This window comes from Phormidesmis sp. 146-33 (assembly GCF_052939515.1).
The window spans coordinates 1-21,316 of record NZ_JBJPHU010000070.1 but is presented as its reverse complement, the minus strand read 5'-3'; the positions used below and the strand labels follow the sequence as shown (position 1 = coordinate 21,316).

At 47.6% G+C, this 21,316-nt stretch carries 23 protein-coding genes; 4 read left to right on the top strand and 19 right to left on the bottom strand.

Annotated elements, in window-relative coordinates:
• Positions 1-12: 12 nt before the first annotated feature.
• From ACJ2PR_RS23395 to ACJ2PR_RS23375, 5 genes are all read right to left on the bottom strand, one after another.
• On the bottom strand, positions 13-528 hold the full coding sequence (locus tag ACJ2PR_RS23395) for a DUF1579 domain-containing protein (RefSeq protein WP_446868165.1): 516 nt from the start codon (positions 526-528) through the stop codon (positions 13-15).
• A 67-nt stretch (positions 529-595) separates the two neighbouring features.
• Complete coding sequence (locus ACJ2PR_RS23390; RefSeq protein ID WP_446868164.1) at positions 596-1,006, bottom strand: VOC family protein; 411 nt, start codon at positions 1,004-1,006, stop codon at positions 596-598.
• A gap of 61 nt (positions 1,007-1,067) precedes the next feature.
• Positions 1,068-1,421, bottom strand: a complete 354-nt coding sequence (locus ACJ2PR_RS23385) for a YciI family protein (RefSeq protein WP_446868163.1) — start codon at positions 1,419-1,421, stop codon at positions 1,068-1,070.
• 3 nt (positions 1,422-1,424) lie between these two features.
• Complete coding sequence (locus ACJ2PR_RS23380; protein WP_446868162.1) at positions 1,425-1,916, bottom strand: VOC family protein; 492 nt, start codon at positions 1,914-1,916, stop codon at positions 1,425-1,427.
• Between the two features lie 46 nt (positions 1,917-1,962).
• Positions 1,963-2,535: a dihydrofolate reductase family protein gene (locus ACJ2PR_RS23375; protein ID WP_446878760.1), complete on the bottom strand. Its 573-nt coding sequence runs from the start codon at positions 2,533-2,535 to the stop codon at positions 1,963-1,965.
• A 237-nt stretch (positions 2,536-2,772) separates the two neighbouring features.
• On the opposite strand from ACJ2PR_RS23375, the gene ACJ2PR_RS23370 reads away from it, so the two are divergent.
• Positions 2,773-4,047, top strand: coding sequence for an RNA polymerase sigma factor (locus tag ACJ2PR_RS23370; RefSeq protein WP_446878759.1), 1,275 nt, complete (start codon positions 2,773-2,775; stop codon positions 4,045-4,047).
• Here ACJ2PR_RS23370 and ppsA read toward each other — a convergent pair.
• The 8 genes from ppsA to ACJ2PR_RS23330 form a co-directional block, all read right to left on the bottom strand.
• Positions 3,989-6,667: a phosphoenolpyruvate synthase gene (gene ppsA, locus ACJ2PR_RS23365; RefSeq protein WP_446878758.1), complete on the bottom strand. Its 2,679-nt coding sequence runs from the start codon at positions 6,665-6,667 to the stop codon at positions 3,989-3,991. The genes ACJ2PR_RS23370 and ppsA overlap by 59 nt on opposite strands.
• A gap of 35 nt (positions 6,668-6,702) precedes the next feature.
• Complete coding sequence (aac(6'), locus tag ACJ2PR_RS23360) at positions 6,703-7,155, bottom strand: aminoglycoside 6'-N-acetyltransferase (protein ID WP_446878757.1); 453 nt, start codon at positions 7,153-7,155, stop codon at positions 6,703-6,705.
• A gap of 7 nt (positions 7,156-7,162) precedes the next feature.
• Entirely contained in the window at positions 7,163-7,672 is a 510-nt protein-coding gene (locus ACJ2PR_RS23355) for a GNAT family N-acetyltransferase (RefSeq protein WP_446878756.1), read from the bottom strand.
• A gap of 149 nt (positions 7,673-7,821) precedes the next feature.
• Positions 7,822-8,214 (bottom strand): VOC family protein, encoded by a 393-nt coding sequence (locus ACJ2PR_RS23350; RefSeq protein ID WP_446862603.1) that lies wholly within the window; start codon positions 8,212-8,214, stop codon positions 7,822-7,824.
• Between the two features lie 69 nt (positions 8,215-8,283).
• On the bottom strand, positions 8,284-9,123 hold the full coding sequence (locus ACJ2PR_RS23345; RefSeq protein WP_446868156.1) for a DUF6597 domain-containing transcriptional factor: 840 nt from the start codon (positions 9,121-9,123) through the stop codon (positions 8,284-8,286).
• A gap of 37 nt (positions 9,124-9,160) precedes the next feature.
• On the bottom strand, positions 9,161-9,754 hold the full coding sequence (locus ACJ2PR_RS23340) for an AAA family ATPase (protein WP_446868155.1): 594 nt from the start codon (positions 9,752-9,754) through the stop codon (positions 9,161-9,163).
• 144 nt (positions 9,755-9,898) lie between these two features.
• The gene (locus ACJ2PR_RS23335; protein ID WP_446878755.1) at positions 9,899-10,648 is read right to left on the bottom strand and encodes a class I SAM-dependent methyltransferase; all 750 of its coding nucleotides are present in this window, start codon (positions 10,646-10,648) and stop codon (positions 9,899-9,901) included.
• Between the two features lie 54 nt (positions 10,649-10,702).
• Complete coding sequence (locus ACJ2PR_RS23330) at positions 10,703-11,596, bottom strand: aminoglycoside phosphotransferase family protein (RefSeq protein ID WP_446878754.1); 894 nt, start codon at positions 11,594-11,596, stop codon at positions 10,703-10,705.
• A gap of 147 nt (positions 11,597-11,743) precedes the next feature.
• Between ACJ2PR_RS23330 and ACJ2PR_RS23325 the strand changes: the two genes are divergently transcribed.
• The 3 genes from ACJ2PR_RS23325 (at position 11,744) to ACJ2PR_RS23315 (ending at position 13,735) form a co-directional block, all read left to right on the top strand.
• Positions 11,744-12,229, top strand: a complete 486-nt coding sequence (locus ACJ2PR_RS23325; RefSeq protein ID WP_446878753.1) for a GNAT family N-acetyltransferase — start codon at positions 11,744-11,746, stop codon at positions 12,227-12,229.
• Positions 12,230-12,316: 87 nt separating this feature from the next.
• The gene (locus ACJ2PR_RS23320) at positions 12,317-12,772 is read left to right on the top strand and encodes a hypothetical protein (protein WP_446878769.1); all 456 of its coding nucleotides are present in this window, start codon (positions 12,317-12,319) and stop codon (positions 12,770-12,772) included.
• 372 nt (positions 12,773-13,144) lie between these two features.
• Positions 13,145-13,735, top strand: a complete 591-nt coding sequence (locus tag ACJ2PR_RS23315) for a DJ-1/PfpI family protein (protein ID WP_446878752.1) — start codon at positions 13,145-13,147, stop codon at positions 13,733-13,735.
• 265 nt (positions 13,736-14,000) lie between these two features.
• On the opposite strand, the gene ACJ2PR_RS23310 is transcribed toward ACJ2PR_RS23315, so the two are convergent.
• The 6 genes from ACJ2PR_RS23310 to ACJ2PR_RS23285 all read right to left on the bottom strand — a co-directional run bounded on the left by ACJ2PR_RS23310 (position 14,001) and on the right by ACJ2PR_RS23285 (position 21,265).
• Positions 14,001-14,975 (bottom strand): iron-siderophore ABC transporter substrate-binding protein, encoded by a 975-nt coding sequence (locus tag ACJ2PR_RS23310; RefSeq protein WP_446878751.1) that lies wholly within the window; start codon positions 14,973-14,975, stop codon positions 14,001-14,003.
• Positions 14,976-14,982: 7 nt separating this feature from the next.
• Positions 14,983-17,508 (bottom strand): TonB-dependent receptor domain-containing protein, encoded by a 2,526-nt coding sequence (locus ACJ2PR_RS23305; RefSeq protein ID WP_446878750.1) that lies wholly within the window; start codon positions 17,506-17,508, stop codon positions 14,983-14,985.
• 143 nt (positions 17,509-17,651) lie between these two features.
• Positions 17,652-18,614: a helix-turn-helix transcriptional regulator gene (locus tag ACJ2PR_RS23300; protein ID WP_446878749.1), complete on the bottom strand. Its 963-nt coding sequence runs from the start codon at positions 18,612-18,614 to the stop codon at positions 17,652-17,654.
• Between the two features lies 1 nt (position 18,615).
• The gene (locus tag ACJ2PR_RS23295; RefSeq protein WP_446871658.1) at positions 18,616-19,032 is read right to left on the bottom strand and encodes a DUF1636 family protein; all 417 of its coding nucleotides are present in this window, start codon (positions 19,030-19,032) and stop codon (positions 18,616-18,618) included.
• The gene (locus ACJ2PR_RS23290) at positions 19,029-20,084 is read right to left on the bottom strand and encodes an ABC transporter substrate-binding protein (RefSeq protein ID WP_446871657.1); all 1,056 of its coding nucleotides are present in this window, start codon (positions 20,082-20,084) and stop codon (positions 19,029-19,031) included. Before ACJ2PR_RS23290 ends, ACJ2PR_RS23295 begins: the two co-directional genes overlap by 4 nt.
• A gap of 23 nt (positions 20,085-20,107) precedes the next feature.
• The gene (locus ACJ2PR_RS23285; RefSeq protein WP_446878748.1) at positions 20,108-21,265 is read right to left on the bottom strand and encodes a TonB-dependent siderophore receptor; all 1,158 of its coding nucleotides are present in this window, start codon (positions 21,263-21,265) and stop codon (positions 20,108-20,110) included.
• Between the last annotated feature and the right edge of the window lie 51 nt (positions 21,266-21,316).

The window sequence follows — 21,316 nt, the reverse complement described above, 5'->3', positions numbered from 1 at the left end:
AGGTGGCTTGCGCTATCGTTGCCGCTGATGGTTTATGGTCATGAAGTGATGCCACTGCCCGTCATCGCTCAATGCATGAGAAGTCATGATCCGATGATCGTCGCTTTTGAATTCGATCACATCTTTGTATTTTGCCATCTTTCCATCGCCCGTCATGGCTGGGCCCTCGGAATAGAGCGTGAGCATCGTTTCATCTGCGCTCAGTTCACCTTCGTACTGCCAAAGATAAGTCATCATTGACCCAATCCAGGTGCCCACGTATCGCTGTTGCTGCGGGTCATAACCAAGCGTCACTAGGGTTGTCGCATGACCACATCCTGGCATCTCACCTTGCCCCTCAGCGAGTACCCAAAGTCCACCGATCGATCGCACATGCTCAGTTCCCGTTGCTTTTTCGGGAGGCTGATCTGATCCCATTGTTACTTCGGTTTCATACGTCCACTCGCCGACAAGTTTTTGAAGCCACTGATGTTCCTTTTGTGGTTCATTATGCAGGGTTGAGTCTTGTTGGGTTTGAGTTGTCTCCATCGTTTTATCTCCATTTAATGAATCATTGTGGAGGTGCAATCCACCTCAGTTCCTAAAAGATGACGAGTCAAGCATCCTTCTCGCAGTTCACCATCCACGGCGTACCAAATTGATCGACTAACATCCCGAATCGAAATGCCCAGAAAGTTTGCTCAAAGGGCATCCTGACGATCCCGTTTTCTGCTAGAGCGTAAAAAATCCGTTCTGCCTCAACAGGTTCGTCAATGCTGATCTGCACATAGAAGCCTTGAGGGGGTTCAAAATAGCTCGGTGGACTATCTGATCCCATCAAGAGACGCTCACCTAAATCGAGGCAAACGTGCATGATCTTGTCGTGCCATTCAACGGGCACCTGTTCTGCTGAGGGGGCTTCCTTGTGAGTCATCATCATGACAATTTTGCCGCCGAAACAGTGTTCATAAAACTTGAACGCTGCTTCACAGTTGCCGTTGAACATGAGGTAAGGATTGAGTTTCATGACGTACTCCTTTTGATTCAGGAATTGGATTAAGAACTGAGTGTGAAAGCGGCTTGAGATGTTAGTTTGGCAAGCCTGCAACCTCGATGACAGGACGAATTTCGACCGTGCCGACTTTTGCTCCAGGAATCTGAGTGGCGATCGCGATCGCTTCATCAAGATCCTGGGCATCAATCAAGAAAAACCCGCCGAGTTGTTCGCGCGTTTCAGCAAACGGCCCGTCAGTCACAAGACTTTTACCGTTGCGAACCTGGACACTCGTGGCTGTTGCGATCGAGTGGAGCGGGGCAGTAGAGAGAAACTGTCCCTTAGCATGGAGGGCTTGAGCAAGCTGTGCGGATTCTACATAACAGCGTTCTCGTTCGATTTCACTCAAAGCATCTTCTGCCATGTAAATTAGCAGGATATATTTCATCGATTAATCTCCCTCGTTCTGGTTGTAGGCTTGCTGCAAGCGAGCAATATCAATCTTGTTCATTGTGAACATGGCTTGCATGACGCGGGTTGCTCTGTCGGCATCCTTGTCCTTGAGCATTTCCGTGAGCGATCGCGGCACGATTTGCCAAGACAGTCCGAACTTGTCTTTCAGCCAGCCACATTGACTTTCACTTCCCCCTGCGGACAACTTGCTCCACAGCGTGTCAACTTCTTCTTGTGTTTCGCAGTCCACACTGAGGGAAATGGCTTCGGTGAATGGAAATTCTGATCCGCCGTTGAGTGCCTGAAACTGCTGCCCTTCAATCTCAAAGAGCAGGGTAAGCACTTTGCCTTTGTGTTCGGGCATGGCATCGCCGTAGTGCGAAACCTCCAAAATCTTGCTGTTCTTGAAAATGCTCAGGTAGTAGTTGACTGCTTCTTCCGCATTAAAGTTAAACCAGAGGCAGGGGGTGATTTTCTGTGTGGTTGTCATGATGATTTCCTTTTTTAGCAGGATGGAAATGGTTTCACCAAAAAGGCTATTGGGGTTCGTAAGTGTTAACCACAATGCCGTCTGTGTAAGCAGTAGAGTTTGTTAGCTTCAGAGGCTCGCGACCTGTGAACACCCGCATCCCGTTTCCGATCGCCACAGGGTTGACAAAGAGATTCAACTCGTCAATTAACCTATTTTCGAGCAGTGAGGAAACAAACGTTGCGCCGCCATACACGAGGATATCTTTGCCCGCTTGATTCTTGAGGTGGTTGACCGCTTTAACGATCGAACCATTTTCCACTCGGACATTCTGCCCATCCACTCGGTCAACAGTCTTACTGAACACCACTTTGGGAATGCTCACCATTTTTTGAGCGAACGAGTACTCAGGGCTATTTGGTTGAGTTGTCACCTGCTCCCAGTACTTGATAAAACCCTCGGTCATTTTCCTGCCGAGCAAAATCGTGTCGCTCGTATCCGTGAGATAGTTGATGAAAGAATGGAGTCTTTCATCCGAGGTCGAATCCAACTGACCCAGGGCCATCCAGTCTAACTGACCCTCCGAGCCTGCAACAAAACCGTCAACGGTAATTTGCATTTGCAGTTTGAGTTTTCTCATGCTTCCTCCAGGGTTGATTTGTCTCGTTTCATATCAATTGCCCCTTTTGTGTTCCTCTATCAGTGAGTCGAACGGCGTTGACTCAGATCGACACCTCACAGAAAACTTTTATCATCGAATGCGATCAAATGTACTATGTAGTACGATCGAGTTTCACCTCCGTTGCTTCCCTTTGTCAGTCAGTCGAACGGCAACTGCTCAGATCGACACCTTGCCCAAAAATTTTGATGATTCGGTATGAACTCAAACGCAAAGTCAGATGTCACCCAAGCAATCACCTCCGTTTATCGTGCTGAATGGGGGCGAATTATCGCCACGCTGATCCGGTTATTGGGGGATTTTGATGTAGCTGAAGAAGCGGCACAGGAAGCCTTTATCGCCGCTGTGAATCAGTGGCACTCTAGCGGCATTCCAGATCTTCCTCGTGCCTGGATCATCCGAACTGCCCAATACAAAGCGATCGATCGCCTTCGCCGCCGAACCCGACTGACCGAAAAACTGGAATGGTACGCAGCATCGGGGTTAATTCCCTCAAGCGAGGAGCCGACCTACGATAGTGATGAAATTCCCGACGATCGCTTGCGGCTGATCTTCACCTGCTGTCATCCGGCATTAGCGGTCGAGGCTCAGGTGGCGCTGACGCTGCGAATGTTGGGCGGACTGGAAACCGATGAGATTGCCCGCGCCTTTCTTGTACCCCCAACAACGATGGCACAACGGTTAGTCCGTGCCAAGCGCAAGATTCGAGATGCAGGGATTCCATACAGTGTGCCAGATCTGTCTCACCTGCCTGAGCGAGTTGATGCAGTGCTGACGGTGATTTATTTGATTTTTAACGAAGGGTATGTTGCGACAAAAGGCGAACTGGTGAGAGCCGATCTGTGTGCCGAAGCCATCCGGTTGGGGAAACTGGTGCGGAAATTAATGACACCGCAACCGCCCGCAGGAGTGACCGCACTGGTCGCCCTCATGCTGCTACACGACGCTCGCCGCGATGCCCGTCTTGATGCGGCAGGCGATCTCGTTCTGCTCGAAGATCAGGATCGCTCTCGTTGGAATCAACGCCAAATTGGTGAGGCACTCCCGCTAGTTGAGGAAGCGCTGCGGGGCGAACCGAGTCCGTTCGCTGTACAAGCTGCGATCGCTGCCCTCCATTGTCAAGCCGCACGGGCAGAAGAGACGGACTGGGCGCAGATTGTTCGGCTCTATGATGTCCTGGAGCGCTTACAACCTTCTGCGATCGTGTCCTTGAATCGGGCGGTTGCGATTGCCTTCAGCAACAGCGAAGCTCCCGCGATGGTCGAGAGTCCTCAAGCGGCACTGGAACTCATTGATGCACTTGCCCCTGAACTCGACGATTACCATCTGTTTCACGCCGCACGAGCCGATTTACTGCGTCGGGTTGGAGCCTTAGAAGCCGCCGCCCAAAGCTACATGCAAGCACTCGCACTTGTCACGAATGAGAGCGAACGTCGGTTTCTCGATCGTCGGCTGCGCGAAGTTCAGTCTTAACGTCTTGAGTTAGGATTTCTACATACCCTTCTGTTCCCTGTACACGGATTCGTTGCCCATCTTTGATCAGTTTGGTCGCATTTTCTACTCCCACAACGGCTGGTAAGCCATATTCACGGGCGATCACTGCTCCATGCGTCATCAGTCCACCCACTTCGGTGACGAGACCTTTGATGGAGACAAATAAGGGTGTCCAGCTAGGGTCAGTGAAGCAGGTGACTAATATATCTCTATCTTCTAGATCGGCATCTTCCATGTTGAGGATGACCCGTACGCGTCCTTCTATCACTCCGGCAGAAACAGGTAGACCTACAATCGCTTTAGCTGGGAGATTTTCTCGCTTGTACTCCCCTGCAATGATTTCGCCATCAGACGTGATTACCCGTGGAGGAGTTAGTTTTTCATGTAGTTTGTACTCGTCTTTTCGTTTGTTGATGATTTGGTGATCCAGTTTATTTGTGAGTACGACTTCGCGAAGTTCTTCAAAAGTGAGGTAGTAAATATCTTCTTTTTCAGGAATCACGTTTGCTTGTACGAGTGGTTCGGCTTCTTTCAGCAGAGCCTGCTTATAAACGAAGTAGCGATTAACCATGCCGTATTTTGGATATTCCCGATAACCGATGAAATTTCGGATCAGGTCGATCATTCGTTTTGTTTCTTTGACTTTTTGTTCACCCTCCGGTAATAGCTGCAATCGTTCTAATAACTCCTGTTCTTTGCTCAAAGCCTGCTGTCGTCCTTGCTCAAATTTGCGATCGCTTTCACTAGGCTCAAAGTTTTTGATGTGACTGAGAATAATGGGGATGAGTGTCGTTGGTTTCTCGCTCCAACGGGTTCTAGTAATGTCGATCTCACCTGCACATCGCATTCCGTATTTGTTGAGAAAATCATAGATAGCGTCCCTGGTCTCTTGTCCACCCTCAAACTGAATCAGTTCATCCAGAAAGTTGTCATCTTCTACACGTTGTAAATACTCCATTACTTCTGGATAAGGACGAATCACATCTGCGACATCCAATAGCGCCAGACCCATTTCCGAAGTGATATTGTTTGGCACAGATTGAGAAAGTGTGTCTGCGGCGTTTTTCTCACCTAACCATTCGTTCATTTTTTCATTGATCCATAATGAAGCATTCATAGCAGTCATGATCACACCAAAACTTTGTGGATCAGACAGTATCTTCTTTAATTGCTGGATATCTTCCAGGATAAAATCAAATAAATCTGATCCTGATTTCGATTGGATATTTTGTTTTAACTCGTCTATTAAGGTTTGACTACGCTGAATCAAATCAGCAACGATCGCCGGATCGTATTCGTTTAGTGTTTGAAAATCCGCAACCGACCTCCCTTGATTGCTTTCACCAGCACTCTGTTCTTGCTGATCAGGCAACGATTTGATAAAGTCTCCCCGCTCTATGAGGGTCGTCAGTGCGTCTTTGATGAGCGGATCGGCTTTTCCCAGGACATTTAATATCGTTTCTCTGCTAGCAGGTGAAGCCAGCATATCTGTAACATCAACAAACAACCTTCCACCAGCGTTAAACATGGGTCGCGCAGCTGTTAACTGCCACAAAGAGATTCCCAATAGTTTCATGGCATCGGTCATCATTTGTTGGTGACCGACAGAGACATAGACGTGATTTTCTCGATCGTTCGCTTCAGGAATGGGAAATAAAGTCGTGATTGGACGACTCTGAACAATGTAAAACGTATCATTAACCAAACACCATTCGATGTCTTGGGGACAGCCAAAATGTTCTTCGATCGTTCTGCCGATGCGCTCAAGCTGTAAAATCTGCTCATCCGTCAGCGCTTGCCGATTCTGTCTCTCAGGTTCAATCTCCTGTTCTTTCGTACCGCCATCTTTTAAGGCATAAATCGCCAGTTTCTTGGTGGATATCCTCTTATCGATAACCTTGCTGTTACACACTTTATAGTTATCAGCATTCATCAGCCCAGAGACCAAAGCCTCACCCAGCCCAAAACTGGCATCAATGGATAGCACTTTCCTGCTACAAGTGACGGGATTGGCTGTAAATAAAATTCCTGATGCCTGCGGGAAGACCATCTTTTGAACAACTACGGACATCTGAACTTTACGGTGGTCGGAGCCGTTTTTCAGGCGGTAAATGATTGCCCGATCGGTAAATAGTGATGCCCAGCACTTGCTGATATGCTTTAGGATTGCCTCTCTTCCGATAATGTTCAGATACGTATCCTGCTGACCTGCAAAGGAGGCGGTTGGTAAATCCTCAGCAGTTGCGCTGGATCGTACTGCATAGGCATTTTTCTCACCCATCCTGGAGAGGGCGTGGGTGATCTCTCTATTAATGTCTTCAGGGATGGCTATTGCTTCGATGACCCTGCGAATCTCACCACTCAGTTCAGCGATTTTATCCCGGTCTTCCACCTTGAGAACCGATAACTGATCCAGTAATTCGTGAATCGACGGCGTTTCCCCAATGATTCTTTTAAAAGCTTCAGTAGAAATACAAAAGCCATCTGGTACGCGGATTCCTTTAATCTTGGAAAGTTCTCCCAGGGTTGCGCCTTTACCCCCAACGACTGTGAGTTTCGTTTTATCAATATCTTGAAAACGGAGCACAAATGAACTCATCAGGTTCCCTCCTTTGGCAATTCATACTTTGATAATTAGTTGGGTAAACCAACTGACTTAATGAAAAATACAACTCGTTCCACTTCTCGAAATCCGACTTTTGCATAAAATTCATGACTTGCAGAATTATCTAGAAGGGCATCCAAAGCAAGTTCGATACATCCCTGTTCACGCGCCCACTGCTCGGCATACTGAATTAGCGTTCTACCGACATCTTGATTGCGGTATTCAGCTTTGACATAAATTCCTTCTATGTAGGCTACAGGGCTTTTAGTTGCGTCTGGAACATAATCAGAGCGTAGCGATAGATTCATAAACGCGATCGCACAGCCCTGATCATTCCTAACCAGAACGGCTTGTTCTCGATCAGAATGCAGAAGATTGGTGAGACTAACTTCCATTTCGGCAGAAGAGTAATCCGACCATAGCTCCAGTGCTAAGTTTAGCCACTCTTGAAAACTATCCTGAGTAACTTTGCAAATTTCCATTTTGAGATTATTTTTCCTTTGCTTGTCGATCGCGGAACATCTCCATCAAAAAATTGCGAAACCCTAGCTTTGAGTAGAAAGGAGCATTCCAGGGAATGTCTCGAAAGGTGGATAACGATACGATCGCATAGCCCTGCTGTTTTGCCCAAGCACAAACTGTACCCACCAATGCAGATCCAATTCCTCTTCGCCCATGTTGGGGAGCAACGTCTATTTGTTGAAGGTAGAGCGTGCCATCCACTTCACAAGCGATCGCATACCCAACGACTGCTCCATACTGATCCACCGCAACCCACACCCGTCCTGCTTGAGATTGCTGCTGCACAACCTCTAGTGGTAATGGATCAGCATCCACCAAAAAGGCATAGGGCGTATCCAGAAACAACCTAGCGGCTGACCGTTCGATGTGAGACAGCAGTAGTAATTCTTCAGCGCGAGCAGAGCGGATGTGATAGCCCGATTCAAGAGCCATTGTGGGCAATTCGCAAATATGATTCTGATCGCGTCTAATGTTCATTGAAAATCTCACTTTGTCGATCGCGGGTAAAGCCTTGCCATCCCTTGTGGTTCATGCACATACTTACCCGCCTGTGAAGGTTGGTAAATCTCTATGTTTGATGTTTCGTCCATAAAAAAGTTGTGTTCCATTCTAGCGCTTTTAAATGGTCAGGCAACTGGCTTGGTTATCCATTGGACGAGTTGAATGACAACACCGTTTGGATCTGTGACTTGAAAGAACCGCTCTCCCCAGGGTTCTGTTTCGATCGAGGTTGTAATTGCCACACCTTCTGCTTGGATTCGGGCGTATTCCGCATCAATATCATCCACGACAAAAACAATGAGTAGCCCATCCACTCGATGTCCGCACATATGAATCGGTTTGAAGGTTTCCAGTCCAGTGCGGAGAAAGATCAGGTTAAAGCCAGCATCCGGTCTAGAGAGCGATACAAAGCCATCGGCGGACATCTCTTCATAGAAGCCAAAATGTTGCTTAATGAAGGTCGCCGATGCGGTGACATCATCGACATTGAGTGAGATCGCGGAAGCCGTAATCTGCATAAATTACCTTGGTACAAACTAATAAATTATGATGCAGGATTGATCGGCAAGGATTGTAAAAAAATGACCTTAATCAAGCAAAACCACATGGCAGGGATGAAAGCCACGTTGTGCCAGGTATTCAGTGGGCGTGCAATTAGCAAACGTCCGAAAATCATGAATAAAATGTGACTGATCGAAATAACCACAGGCGATCGCAATGTCCGCCCAATCAACCTGATCTTTGCCGGATGCCAGGTCAAGGGCTTGCTGTAAGCGCCGAACCCGACAAAATAGCTTAGGAGTTAGCCCCACTTGATCTCGGAATAGTTGGTTGAAATGGCGGGTACTGAAGCCAATTTTATCGGTGACTTCGCTCACTCTGGTGGTTGGATCTCTCCTAAACTCTTGCAATGCCATCGCGATCGCGGCATGTCGATCAAGCGGTTTCATCACCATCAGCAAAAATTGCTCCAAAACCTCAAAGCGGCTTGCTACGGTTGGCAATGCTAGAAGGCGATCACGCAGTTCAGTCGCCCGACCCTGCCATAATTCATTTAATGAAATTCTCTGGTTGTGCAACTCCCCCGCAGGCAACGTAAAAAATGGGGCATTGCCTCCCGGTTTGAAATGTACGCCCATCATCGATATCTTGCTGTCATTGTTGATAATGAAGCTTTCAGAATGGGTACCGCAAATCATCATGCCGTTGGTACTGCCGATTTGCGGTTGCCTTCGGCACAGCAAAGCTGAACGACGATCGCGATCAAATAGTGGAATCTTATCTTCATGTAGATTGATCACCAATTCCATCGAACCGATCGGCAACAATCGAGACTGCGCTTTAGGTAAGTTCTCACCTTCTCGACTCCAGAGCAGTTCAACAAATTGCGAGAGCGGCGGTCTCACTTGGTAAGTCTGATAAATCATATGGTTTTGCCAGTCGATCAACACTAACAGATGATCTTTAAGCTACCGTACCAACCCAAAAATTGAGTCGCACAACTATCCGCTTTAGAGGACGTAAGAGCGGATGCCAAGGAGGTGAGAGAGCAAGACCTGTGGAATAAGCAATTTCCTCTGCAACCGCTTCAATCGGTTTTCCCTCGGTATTGAGATGATCTGCGAACTTTTCGTCTGACAAAGCGTTCAAGCATCGATCCAGGTGACGCGCACCCCAAGAGTTGCTGCCATCACCGCGCCATCGCAACCGACGCAGAATCGTCTCGCGAGAAGCCAATAAAGTAAAGTGATACACCTGTAGTCCCTCTAGACGCAATGCCCCGACGATTTGCTCATAGTAGAGCGGATTGACGACTGTCATCGGAACAATGATGACTCCTGAGAAGTTCTCAGCAACGTATCGCAAACTTTTGTAAGTAAACTCACGCCAGACGGGATGATCCTGGAAGTCTCGATGCATTTCTAACGGCACAATTTTGCGAATAGAGAAGCCAATTTGCTCAGGATCGAACACAAAGCTACCCGGAATGCGGCTGTGTAGCTCAAAGGCAGTCTGGGTTTTGCCAACTCCGAAGGCTCCATTCAACCAAATAATCATCAGCAATCGCAATCTTCCTGATCGACTACAACCTAGCACTAGTTTGATATTGAGTCACGCAAACCGACGCTCTGAGAACATTGCCTCGATCGCCAAGAGTAATCTCGAAACGAGCCACTACCTCTGAGAGATTTTGAGTCTCTGTTATCCGGCACTACGACAACCCACAACGATGGGTTGATGCAGAATTCCATCCAAACGCTGAACATCTGTAAAGCCGACTTCTCGAAAAAGAGCCATCAGCCGATCGACTGTAATTGCATAGTAGCGGGACAAACCAGCCGTAACACGAGCAGGAATCCCTTCTCTCACCTCGCGCACGAAGTACATCGCCACGTCGTAGACATCATCATTCCAATCACGAGTTTGAAACACAAAATAACGATCGCTGTCATCATAACGGAACCCATAAGACCACATTTGGGGGGAAGATCGATCTTCATCCGCCCGATAATCGCGGAGGCTCACGATCGCCACGCCATCTTGCCTCAAGCACCTGTAGAACCCCTGGAGCGCAACTCGGATCTCATCTTCGCCAGGGAGATGGGGCAGGGAGTTGTCAGCACTTAAGACAACATCAAATCCAGAACCATGAATTTCGGCACAGTGACGCATATCCGCCACTTTGAACGTCACGTCAAGTCCGCGTGTTGCTGCTTCTTTGTGCGCCCGATTAACCGCTGCTGCTGATAAATCAGATGTCGTTACCTGATGTCCGAGGGCTGCGAGTCCCAGGGTTTGCGTCCCGATGCCGCAGGAAACATCAAGAATAGAGAGGGGTGCTGAACCGACGAAATTGCTAACGACCCCGTTCAATGCTTCCCCCTGCTGTTTGATGGCTTCGTTCCAATTCGGGTAAACCAGGTGATAAAGACTGGCAATTTCGTCGTACATACCAAAATTGACTCCGGCTGAATTAAAAACCGTGACACTCTGTCTCTGAGGATTTTATGTAAACGCTGTATATTCCAGGTCAGTCAGTACCTCTTTGATCGTGCGTTCCGCAAGGGCGACCAATCCAGGGTTTGTCTCAGCATAGTACGGAATAATCAGCACGGCTTGGTGGAGCGCATAACCTCGCGCTCGATTCCAGGCATCGTCGTCAACATCGAGCGCAGCACGAAACACCGATCGCCCAATTGGATTGAAGACACTCCAGGCAGCAATAACATCCGCAGCCGGATCACCCACACCGATGCCGCCAAAGTCGATAACCGCCCACAGCCGTCTGCCTTTCACAAGCAGATTCGATCGCAGCAAGTCCGTGTGTATCCAGCCGGGTCTTCCGTCCCAGAGTGGCGTTTTAAGGGCGCTTCTCCAGGCGAGTGCAACTGCATTGTTGTCAACTACGCCCCGTGATGCTCCGATCGCCGTGCAGGTCACTGCATCGAGTTCGTGGAGTGGTCTACGTCCAGTTCGCGGTGCGCCGAGGGGATCGATGCAGCGGAGTTCGATGAGGAATTGCGCCAAGTCAGCAGCAGCCTGGCGTTCATCCTGAATCAGGTCATCTCGATATGAATGCCCCTCAATCCAGCAGTAAATTGCCCAAGGAAAGGGATACTCACTCGCTGGCTGACCCTTTGCAACTGGCTCAGGAATAGGCAGCGATAGATGGGGAGCAAGCTTCGGCAGCCAGTCCCACTCTTTCTCAATGTCTCGCGCCCATGACTCTAGGAGCGGGAATCGCGCACAGAGGTGGTCGCCGAGCCGATAAATCGCGTTTACCGTTCCTGTAGACTGGATTGGATGAATTGGCAAATTGGCGAACTGGGGGAACTGTGCAGCCACCAATTGTTTGACGAGAAACTCATCAATATCGACCTCCCCCTCATGCATCTTCATAGGCTCAAGCATCAATTAGAATGCCATTGATAAAAATTGTTGTATTATGCTTGTAGTATAGTGCGGCAATTCTAACTTGGCATTGATTGACTTGCTTCCAGGCAGCCAACGCGATGTGCTGGATTTTTGGCATCAACTGGAGTGGATATGGAAGTGCAAATTGAACCTTATGATGCTCAACACCTCGATGCTGTCGTTCAGCTTTCGCTTCGAGCATGGACTCCGGTGTTCGAGTCACTTCAGAACGCGATGGACGCTGAAGTGTACCGAGCATTTTATTCCGATGGTTGGCGGATAAGCCAGCAAAAGGCAGTCGAGGAGGTCTGTACTGCGGAGGATACTCATGTGTGGGTTGCGATTGACGCAGAATCTCCGGTAGGCTTTATCGCCGTTAAACTCCACTCGGAGGACAGCATGGGTGAAATCTATATGGTTGCAGTCGATCCAGACGTTCAAGGTCAAGGCATTGGCAGTGTTCTGATCGAATTTGCACTCTCCTGGATGAAAGAAGCTGGAATGTCGATCGCAATGGTCGAAACCGGAGGCGATCCGGGTCATGCTCCCGCCCGTCGTACCTATGAAAAAGCAGGCTTTGGACTGTTACCGATCGCTCGATATTTCAAGAAGCTTTAGCTGCTGATCGCACTCAATTTTGATCAGTTAGCAAATTTTTTAATTTGTTAGCTTGAAGAGAAAGAGCAGCATTCATCACCCGCTCATCTGCGAGATGCAATGAGATTGCTGACTCGATTGCAGAAATTTACTCATGCGGGTGGACGAACCATTCGGGTTATGGAAACATTGCTTTTACAGGCGTTGGTTTTACAGGAAGGCGATCGCACGCGATCGTTCGATTTCCTCCATCAAGCCCTGAACGTTCCTAGTCAAGGAAAATACATTCGTCTATTCTTGGATGAAGGGAAACCGATGGCAGAGTTATTGCAAATAGCTGTCTTTCAGGATATTCATGCTGATGCAGCCAAACGTTTGTTAACGATATTTAACTCAGTTGAAGAGAAAAAATCAACCATCATTCAACCGTTCGTTGAACCATTAAGCGCACGTGAACTCGAAGTAATCTGGCAACTGGGATGTCGAATCAAGCGATCGCAGACCAACTGTTTGTCAGCCTCGCTGCTGTTAAATGACACGCTCGCAACATCTATGGCAAATTAGAGGTGAACAATCGAACTCAAGCAGTCGCAAAAGCCAGAGAATTAAGACTTTTACCTTAGCAGAAATCTCTATGCCAAGACCTATCCTTTTGGCTAGTGAACCTCTGAAGCAGGCGCACCACAATACATCCAGATGCGAACTCCTGAAATGGGAGGTCTGACAATGAAAAAACAAATTGTTCATCTTTTTGTATTCAATACCTTATACCAAATCAATCTGTTAATGCTACAGATCCTTCGCCCCCTAAATCCCCCATTCTGGGGGACTTTGAAACCTAGAAAAGTCTTGACCTCTGGGGAACTCCTACATTCAAAGTCCCCCACTCGTGGGGGATTTAGGGGGCTGCAAGATCTGTAGCGTTCAAAGATCAATTTGGTATTAGCTGACTGGGAAACAGGTTTTGCGATCGCTGGAATCAACAACCCAGACATGCAAAAACATCCCGGACGTTACCAGGTACAAACAGTTGGTTTGAATGCTGAACCTATCACAACGATCGGCGGTGTAACGATTCTTCCCGACATTACCCTTGCCGAACTCGAACCTGGAGCAATGATGATTTTACCGGGAGGTGAAGCTTGGGATGCAGGCGAAAACTCGGAAATTTTGGAATCAGCCAAAGCACTCCTAGCAGCAGATATTCCTGTTGCAGCGATTTGTGGTGCAACCGTAGGACTCGCCCACGCCGGAATTCTAGATGATAAACCTCACACCAGCAATGCTCTAGCGTACTTGCAAGCGACCCGCTATCGAGGTGAAGCCCTTTATCACGACCAACCTGCGGTTACGGCTGGCAATGTGATTACGGCAAACTCAACCGCGCCGATCGAGTTTGCTTACCACATCTTCAAGAAGCTAGATCTCTATGAGCCTCCAGTTCTGAAAGCCTGGTATGGACTGTTCAAGACTGGAGAGGCTTCGTACTATTTCAAGCTGCAACAATTCACAACCTCGCCCAATTGATAGTGGGGGCAAAAATGAAAGCCATTGTACAGGAACAGTTCAAGACTGAACTTAGTAAAGCGAAATCGGCGATCGCGGCACAAGAGTTTGAGACGCTAAATCCCCCATTCTGGGAGACTTTGAAACTGGGGAATGGGTCTTGAAATCTAGGAAATCTCTCGGCTCAAAGTCCCCCAACTTTGGGGGATTTAGGGGGCATGATCAATTCTGCATTTCACGAGTGATTTGGGATTGCTATAGTGTGGATCTCGTTAGAATTCTGGGTTCACTTTTGAGGGATGGGAGCTAACTGCCGTAACAAATCATTTAGAATTTGTACTTCAGCAAGGGGGCCGCGCACCATTGTCAAATAAGCATCCATAAAATAAACCTGTCCAGTTTGAGAGATTGGCAGTGTCTTTAACAATGGAATTTGATTCCATGCTTGTTGTAGTTGTCGCCAGTCTAGAGGACGCTCATCCGCATCATTTTCGTTCCATCCGATCACAATTAAAATATCAGTTTCAATCTGGGGCAAAATCTCGATCGAAATCTGAGCATCTGCGCCTCCGAATCGGGAGTCATCTAAGCGAACATTCCTAAATCCTAATGCTTCAATTAAATCGGTATAAACACTGCGCTCCTGCCCAAAGGCATAAAAACCACTCGCTAGATCTCCAGAACTCAATAACAACACGCGGGGGTGAGTGTTAGTTATCGCAGCTAATTTCTCACGCGCTTTTGTAATACGCTCCTTTCGCGCAGCCATCAGCAATGGGATGACGGTTGCTCGATCGATCACTTGAGCAACTTGCTGAAGCGGTTTTTGCCATCCGTGTTGATCGTCGAGCAGAACGGTTGGCGCAATTTGGGTTAACAGGTCATTCTTGCCTTGAGTTCCTTGCCATCGTTCACCCAGGATCAAATCCGGTTTGAGCAACGCGAGTGCTTCTAAAGAAGGTTGAGAGCGATCGCCCAAATTAATTGGCTGCGTCGTCACGCGATTGCCTAAAAAAGGGATTTGCTCGATCGGGCGATTGAATGGTTGCCGACTTGCAGAAACACCTGCATAGGCAGCAGGCTGCTCTCCTAGAGATAGCAGAAGATCTAATCCATAGGGACTGAGGACGGCAATTTTTTGAAGTTGATCCTTCGGTGCCTCGCGCATCGGGATTGGGGGAACACTTCTGCTACAGCCCCAAACGAGCAGAACCGTTAGTGCAAGAATGGTCAGAGCGCGAACCCATTGAGCAACTATCATCGAACTGCTACCAAGTAAAACGATAACCGACTGTAATAGTTCTTCCCCTGGAAGCCGTATTGAACGTTTCATCAAAACCACCCAGGATTTGATTTTTCACATTGATGTATTGATTGTTGAATAAGTTTTGAATTCCAATATTCAATGTACCAGAGCCGAGCTTAATACTACTGACCAAATCGACCAAGAAGTAACTATCGATTCCAACTGGATCAATGCTAGCCGTGAAAGCGCGATCGCGGCTCCCAATATAAAGTGCCTGCAATCGATTTCGCCATCCCGGTAGCGTTTCATTCTCTACATAAGCGGTTAGTTTAATCGGCTGGACATCAAATGAACTGAGGGCAACGAAACTCCCTCCATCATTTTTCAGCTCGCCTTCGACCCAACTGATTGATCCTCCCAATTGCCAGGTTTTTAAGGGTTGCCAATCAAGCGCCAACTCTATGCCATAGTTTCGCTGCGGTGCCCGTAATAATTCCACAGAAGTCTCTGTCAATTGAGTTAATGCCCCCAATTCAGAGAAGCTATAAAACGCGGCTAGAGAGGCTTGAACATTTCGCCAGTTACCGCGCACTCCAATTTCATAGTTATTCACCTTTTGCGGAGCCGTTAGGATCACATCGCGCGTGAAATCAAACCCTTCGGGAGGACGGACTAAAGCACGTCCAATCGTCGGCAGTGAGAAGCCTTGGGCAAAATTAGCAAACAAACTAATTTGCTTTGTTGCCTTATACACAGCACCTGCATTGAACACAAAATCATCAACGGTTTTATCACCTCCGAATGCGGTGACATTGTTCTCCCCTGCCACAAACTGATCAAGTACCGACACTCCAAACCGCTCATATCGGACTCCGCCGCTGAGATTAACGCGATCGCTAACCTGCCACTGCGCCTGAGAAAAGATTCCTAAGTTATTGATTGTGAATTTTGGAAAGCGAATCGCACTCCTGGTTTTCCGAGCCGTTACCCGCCCGCTGGCATCAAACTCATCCGCATCAAACACATCATAATCGGCGCGGTTAGCGTCACTAGAAGCATCTACCCCCCAGAGTAAGCTCAACGTTTTTGAGAGCGGCGTATCAAACTGGACTCTGCCCCCAATGCGTTCTGCTGTCGCCACCGATCGAGCAACGCCCAAAGGGGTTTCTGGATCAAAAGTGCGTGCATCAAACAACACATCCGCAGTTCTCGTGCGACGGTAGTAGAGTTGTGCTTGGAGTTTGCTGTTGAAGACGTTGTTATGGGTGTAGTCCAAATTTGCGATCGTACCCAAGTTAACGGGATCGGTGGTATCAACGAAATTAATGGACTGATCGAGCGCCCGTGCCTTTTGAATGCCAGGAATGTCTAGCACAATTGGATCATAGTTATCAGATTGCTTATAGCGATCGTCAAACTGATTCACGCTAACTTGCAGGCGTTGCTCTGGGCTAAGTTGGAAGCCTACTTTTCCTAACGCATTGAGTGTTCTACCATCAGTAACAAAGCTTCCTGCTGCGGGAATCAGATCGCCTTCAGCATCAAAAGCTTTCGCAAGACTGTCTACAGAGAATGAAAACAGATAGTCTGTTCCGTTTTGAGTTCCTGAAATCGCTTGGCGAACAAACGTGCTAAAACTACGCGATCGCAAATTGTCAGAGTTGACGCTCAATTCTGTTTCTGCCTTGAAACCTGCTTCAGGACGACGAGTAATCAGGTTAATCACGCCCCCCGATGCACCATCACCATAGATAGCACTTGGCCCTCGAACGACCTCAACTCGCTCGATCGCAGATGAATCCAATCGTCGCAAATCGGCTCCTGTGCTATCGGTGTTGACGTTGGAGGTAATGGGTACACCATCAACCAAAACGAGCGGGGTTCGTCCTCGCAGGGATTGACCAAAGTTGCTGGTATTTTCGGTGCTAGCTCCAAGTCCTGGAATCGTCTTGCTGAGAATCGTTTGCAAATCGCGATTGATGCTGGTTTGCTGCTCAAGTTGGGCGCGGTTTAGAACAGTGGTGGAGCGAGGCACATCTGCGGGACGTTCTGCGGTGCGGGTTGCGGTGACTACGACTTCCTCTTCATCTGTCGCCGGAATCACACTTAGCGTCAATCCTGATTGAGCCGAGACGATATCCAGTTCAGGTGGATGATCGGTTCCGACAACGCGAACTTGCAGTTGAGTGGGGTTGATCTGTCTAACAGTAACGGTTGCGATACCTGCGATCGGGTTTGACGCTTGAAAGGGTTGAGTCAGGACAGCACTATTAATCTCTGCAACGATCGCGTTTCCTTCACGGCGTTGGTTCTGGGCTTTAAGAACAGTGCCATCAGCCGTAGTAAAAATAAGCTCGATGCCGTCCTGTAGGCGTTCTAGCTCAATCTCAGTCACCTGAGTCGGAGCCTGTGCAAGGAGAGTTTGAGCGCTGGTGGAAACGGCTGGGCGGTCTTTAACAGTTGAAATTTCATTGGCGTGGACACCCTCTGACACGATTGCGCTCAAAGCACCCCCGATAATGATCAAGGAACTCAAGTAGACTCTCATGATTTCTCCTCACATCACACGGCAACCCTGCTTGTTCAGAATTGCAATTCTTTCTCAATAGAGTACAGCGATCGATGAGGCAATTTAAATCACATTATGTCCTTTAACCGGACTTTTTCTGTCTCCGAGCGGGACTTTTTTGATCAATCGTATCTGGGGCTGGTTCCAAACTTTTTCTTAAATGCTTTGTAGAATGCGCCTCGGCTGGTGTACCCAACTTGTTGTGCAATCTGATTAACGCTGATATGTTTGTTCATAAGCAATTGAGCCGCCTGCTGCATTCGATACTCATAAAGGTATCCGAATACAGTTGTGCCAAACACAGATCGAAACCCTTGTTTAAGCTTACGATCATTCAATCCCACCTGCCGCGCTAATTCAATCAGCGAGGGCGGGCAAGCAACGCGCTGAATCAGAATGTCTCTGGCTTGGTGAATGCGATCGCGCTCATCCGATTTTAACGAAGGAGAAGATAGCTGAACCTCTGAAAGTTGATCAAGCTTTAGCGCAATCAGTTCTAAACACTTACTTTCTAGATAAATTCGCTTGGTCAATCCCTGAAAAGGACAGTTAAAAATCTGCTCGATCGCCAGTTTCATGCTGGGTGTTATTGTTCCAGATGCGCTGTAAGTCGCTGAATGAATTTGGGACACTAACTGACAAAATTCTGATGGAAATTGGCTCAAATCGTCAGGGAGAAACCTTCGCAACAAATCAGACGATTTGAGGTGAATATCGACTTTCTGAATCGGAACCCGTCCTGAGATATGGCTTACAATCGCTTCGCTGACTTCTCCTTCAGGTGTCCAATCTAGAAAATTTACCTTTCCTGATCGTCCTGAGTATTCCCCAGATAGATTGAAACCAAATTCAATCTCGTTACTGGTCACAGTCTCATCGTATTCAACTGACAAACCTTGATGAAACGTCTTCTGTATAAGTAATAAATCAATATCAGGAAGCGCAATCCAACGATCGTATCCATTCCCTAATTCTGTCGGACATCGGCAAACAACATCTTCAAAACCCTGTTCTAAAAATTGACGATCGTGCTGCCAAAGCTGACGATACTCTTGTTCCGAAAATGTATGAGTTGATTTAGTCAAGTTATGGCTCCTCTTCGTCTGAATCACCATCTGCTGAGAAGGACAAGGCTGAAGGAATACAAGCAAACAGCGCAGATTCTATCTGTTTGGGAAGCTTGTCCCAGATCAAAGCACCTTTGCGATGGTTCATGTACATCCGTGTAAGCTGGAGTAAAGCAGAGGCGTGTTCTTCATCGGGCGGCAAATCAACTAGCAGATAGCTTCGTTTTTCTGGATTTGCCAAAGCAACAACACAGCCCCGACTGCACGCCCACAAACATCCAACAGGTTTGATTTCTAGCTCCTCTGCGGCAAATTGTTGAACCGATAGAGTGTTGAGCGTATCAAGCAAAACGCCGCCATCAAGAGGCTGATTTTCTGCGGGTTCCTCAGAAGAGCGATGACAGGATTTACAAACAAAGAGAGTATGCTTGGTCATGGATTTAGAGGGTGTGAAAGTAATAGCTGGGGAAGCTCTTCTAGCATTAGGAAACTAGACATCGGTTCACCAATTACACTACCCCATAATGTGTAATCGACAAAGTAAACTCGTTTTTCTTTCCAGGCTTGTGAGTTCCGTAATAGAGGAGTTTCAGCCCATTTTTGTTTGAGTTCTGTGATCGGAGCTTGGTAAGTCGATCGACCATCCCAACTATCGAGCCAGGTACTCACAATCATCATATCTGTATCAATTTGAGCAAGGGTTTCCAGGTTAATCTGTGGTCTGTCTCCCAGTTGTTTGGCTACATCTGTAAGTGGTACAGGTTGAAATCCCAGGTTCCTCATAAGCTGGTCAGCCTCTCCGCTGTTCATCACCTCGATATAGTCCATTGTTCGGCTACAAGCAATATTGAGAACTCTTGGATGAGTTTTCACTAGTGTCGCGAGTTGGGTGCGAACTTTCTCCAGTTGTTGCTGTTGTGAGGTAACGACTGATGATACATTCTCTCGATAGTTCAAAGCTTGAGCAACCGTTTTAAGGTTATCGCGCCAATCCTGTTTATGATCAATCAAGATAGTTGGAGCAAGCGAAGAAAATACCTGGTGTGCTTGACCCTTCAAACCTAGGATCAAATCAGGTTTAAGTAAAGTTAGAATTTCTAGAGAAGGAGAAGAACGATCGCCTAAATTTATTGGCTGACTGGTGACAAATTTACCCAGGTAAGGGATTTGCTCACTAGGATTGTCGAATTGGCGCGATCGCACCAAATAAGCATCGGCATAAGCCGCAGGCTGCACACCAAGTGCTAACATCAGACTCAACAGCTTAGGTTCAAGAACTGCGATCTTTTGAGGTGTACCGCAAATCTGAGTTTTTCCTCCTGCATGTTCCACGCTTCGACAATCAGCAGATGGCGATCGGTGACTTTCTAACCTAGAATTTTGAGGGCTACCACCTTGACAAGCGGTGATCAAGATAGCTATTAGCAAAGCCCAGCTAATGTATTTAGAAAAGAAAGCGATCGTGCTGCGGCAAGTTTCCAGGAACATTGTGAACTCAATAACAATCAGGCTCAGAACTGAATCGAGAACGAGCCGATTACAGTGAAAGGGGCACCAGGATAGATGATATCTCTACCTTGAGAAGTCTCATAGTAAGTTTTATTAAAAAGATTTCGGAAATTCAGTGCTATTCTCCAGTTATCCCGCTTGTAGTAAATTGCTGAATCTGTTCTAAAGTAGCTGGGTAGAATGCTTGTATTTTCCAAGTCAGCGTTTCTATCTCCCACATAGTAAAGTCCCAAGCCAAAGCCCAAACCCTTTAAGTTACCGCTTTGAAGTTCATAGCTAGTCCACAAGCTCGCTGCATGTCTGGGAACATTAATCAGCCGATTCCCCACAGGAATGTTGTTATCTTCCGAGGTGATCGCATCGGTATAGGCGTAAGATGCAATGATATTCCAACCTGGTGAAATTTCACCGCTAATATCTAGCTCGATGCCTTTGCTTTTCTGTTCTCCCACCTGTATCGAAGAATCGGGATCGTTGGGGTCGGGGGTCAAAACGTTGGTTTTAGTAATTTGAAAGGCTGCTAGAGTTGCCGAAAGTCGGTTACTGATATCTGCTTTGATACCGATTTCATACTGTGTTCCTTCTGTTGGTTTGAAGGGTTCGCTTGTTGCAGATCGACCGAGAAATCGATCGGGTTGAAACGATCGAGCATAGCTGGCATAGAGAGAAATGGGTTTAATGGGTTGGTAAACAATACCCGCACGGGGACTAAAAGCAGTGAGAGATTCTTCTTCAGGGGTTCCGAAGTCATCTTTGCGGCGGAAAGCATCAAAGCGACCTCCCACTAAAAGTTTGAGGTTTTCTGCTAAGGTAATTTGATCCTGAAGATAGATCCCCAGGGTATCTCTTCGGGTTGTGTAAGAGAACGTTTTTTCATCAGGGATAGCAGGGAATTCAACATCATAATTGGGATTAAAAATGTCTAGCAGGATGGGGTCTGCGACATCGAACGAGCTATAAGTCCAGGCGTTTCTTCTTAGCTCTACCCCCAGCAATGGTTGATGAACAATCGATCCCGTCTTGAATCGTCCTACTAATTCTGTTTGCAGGGTGTAGATTTTTCGTGAGAAGTCGTCGCGACCGACATAGATTAGGGCAAATTGATCATCAACTAGCCCATAGCCTCCAATGGCATAAGTCCCTTCTGATCGACCGGACACGAGGGGATAAGGGATAGTGCTGGTAGCCCTGTCGCTTCAGCGCAGGGAGGA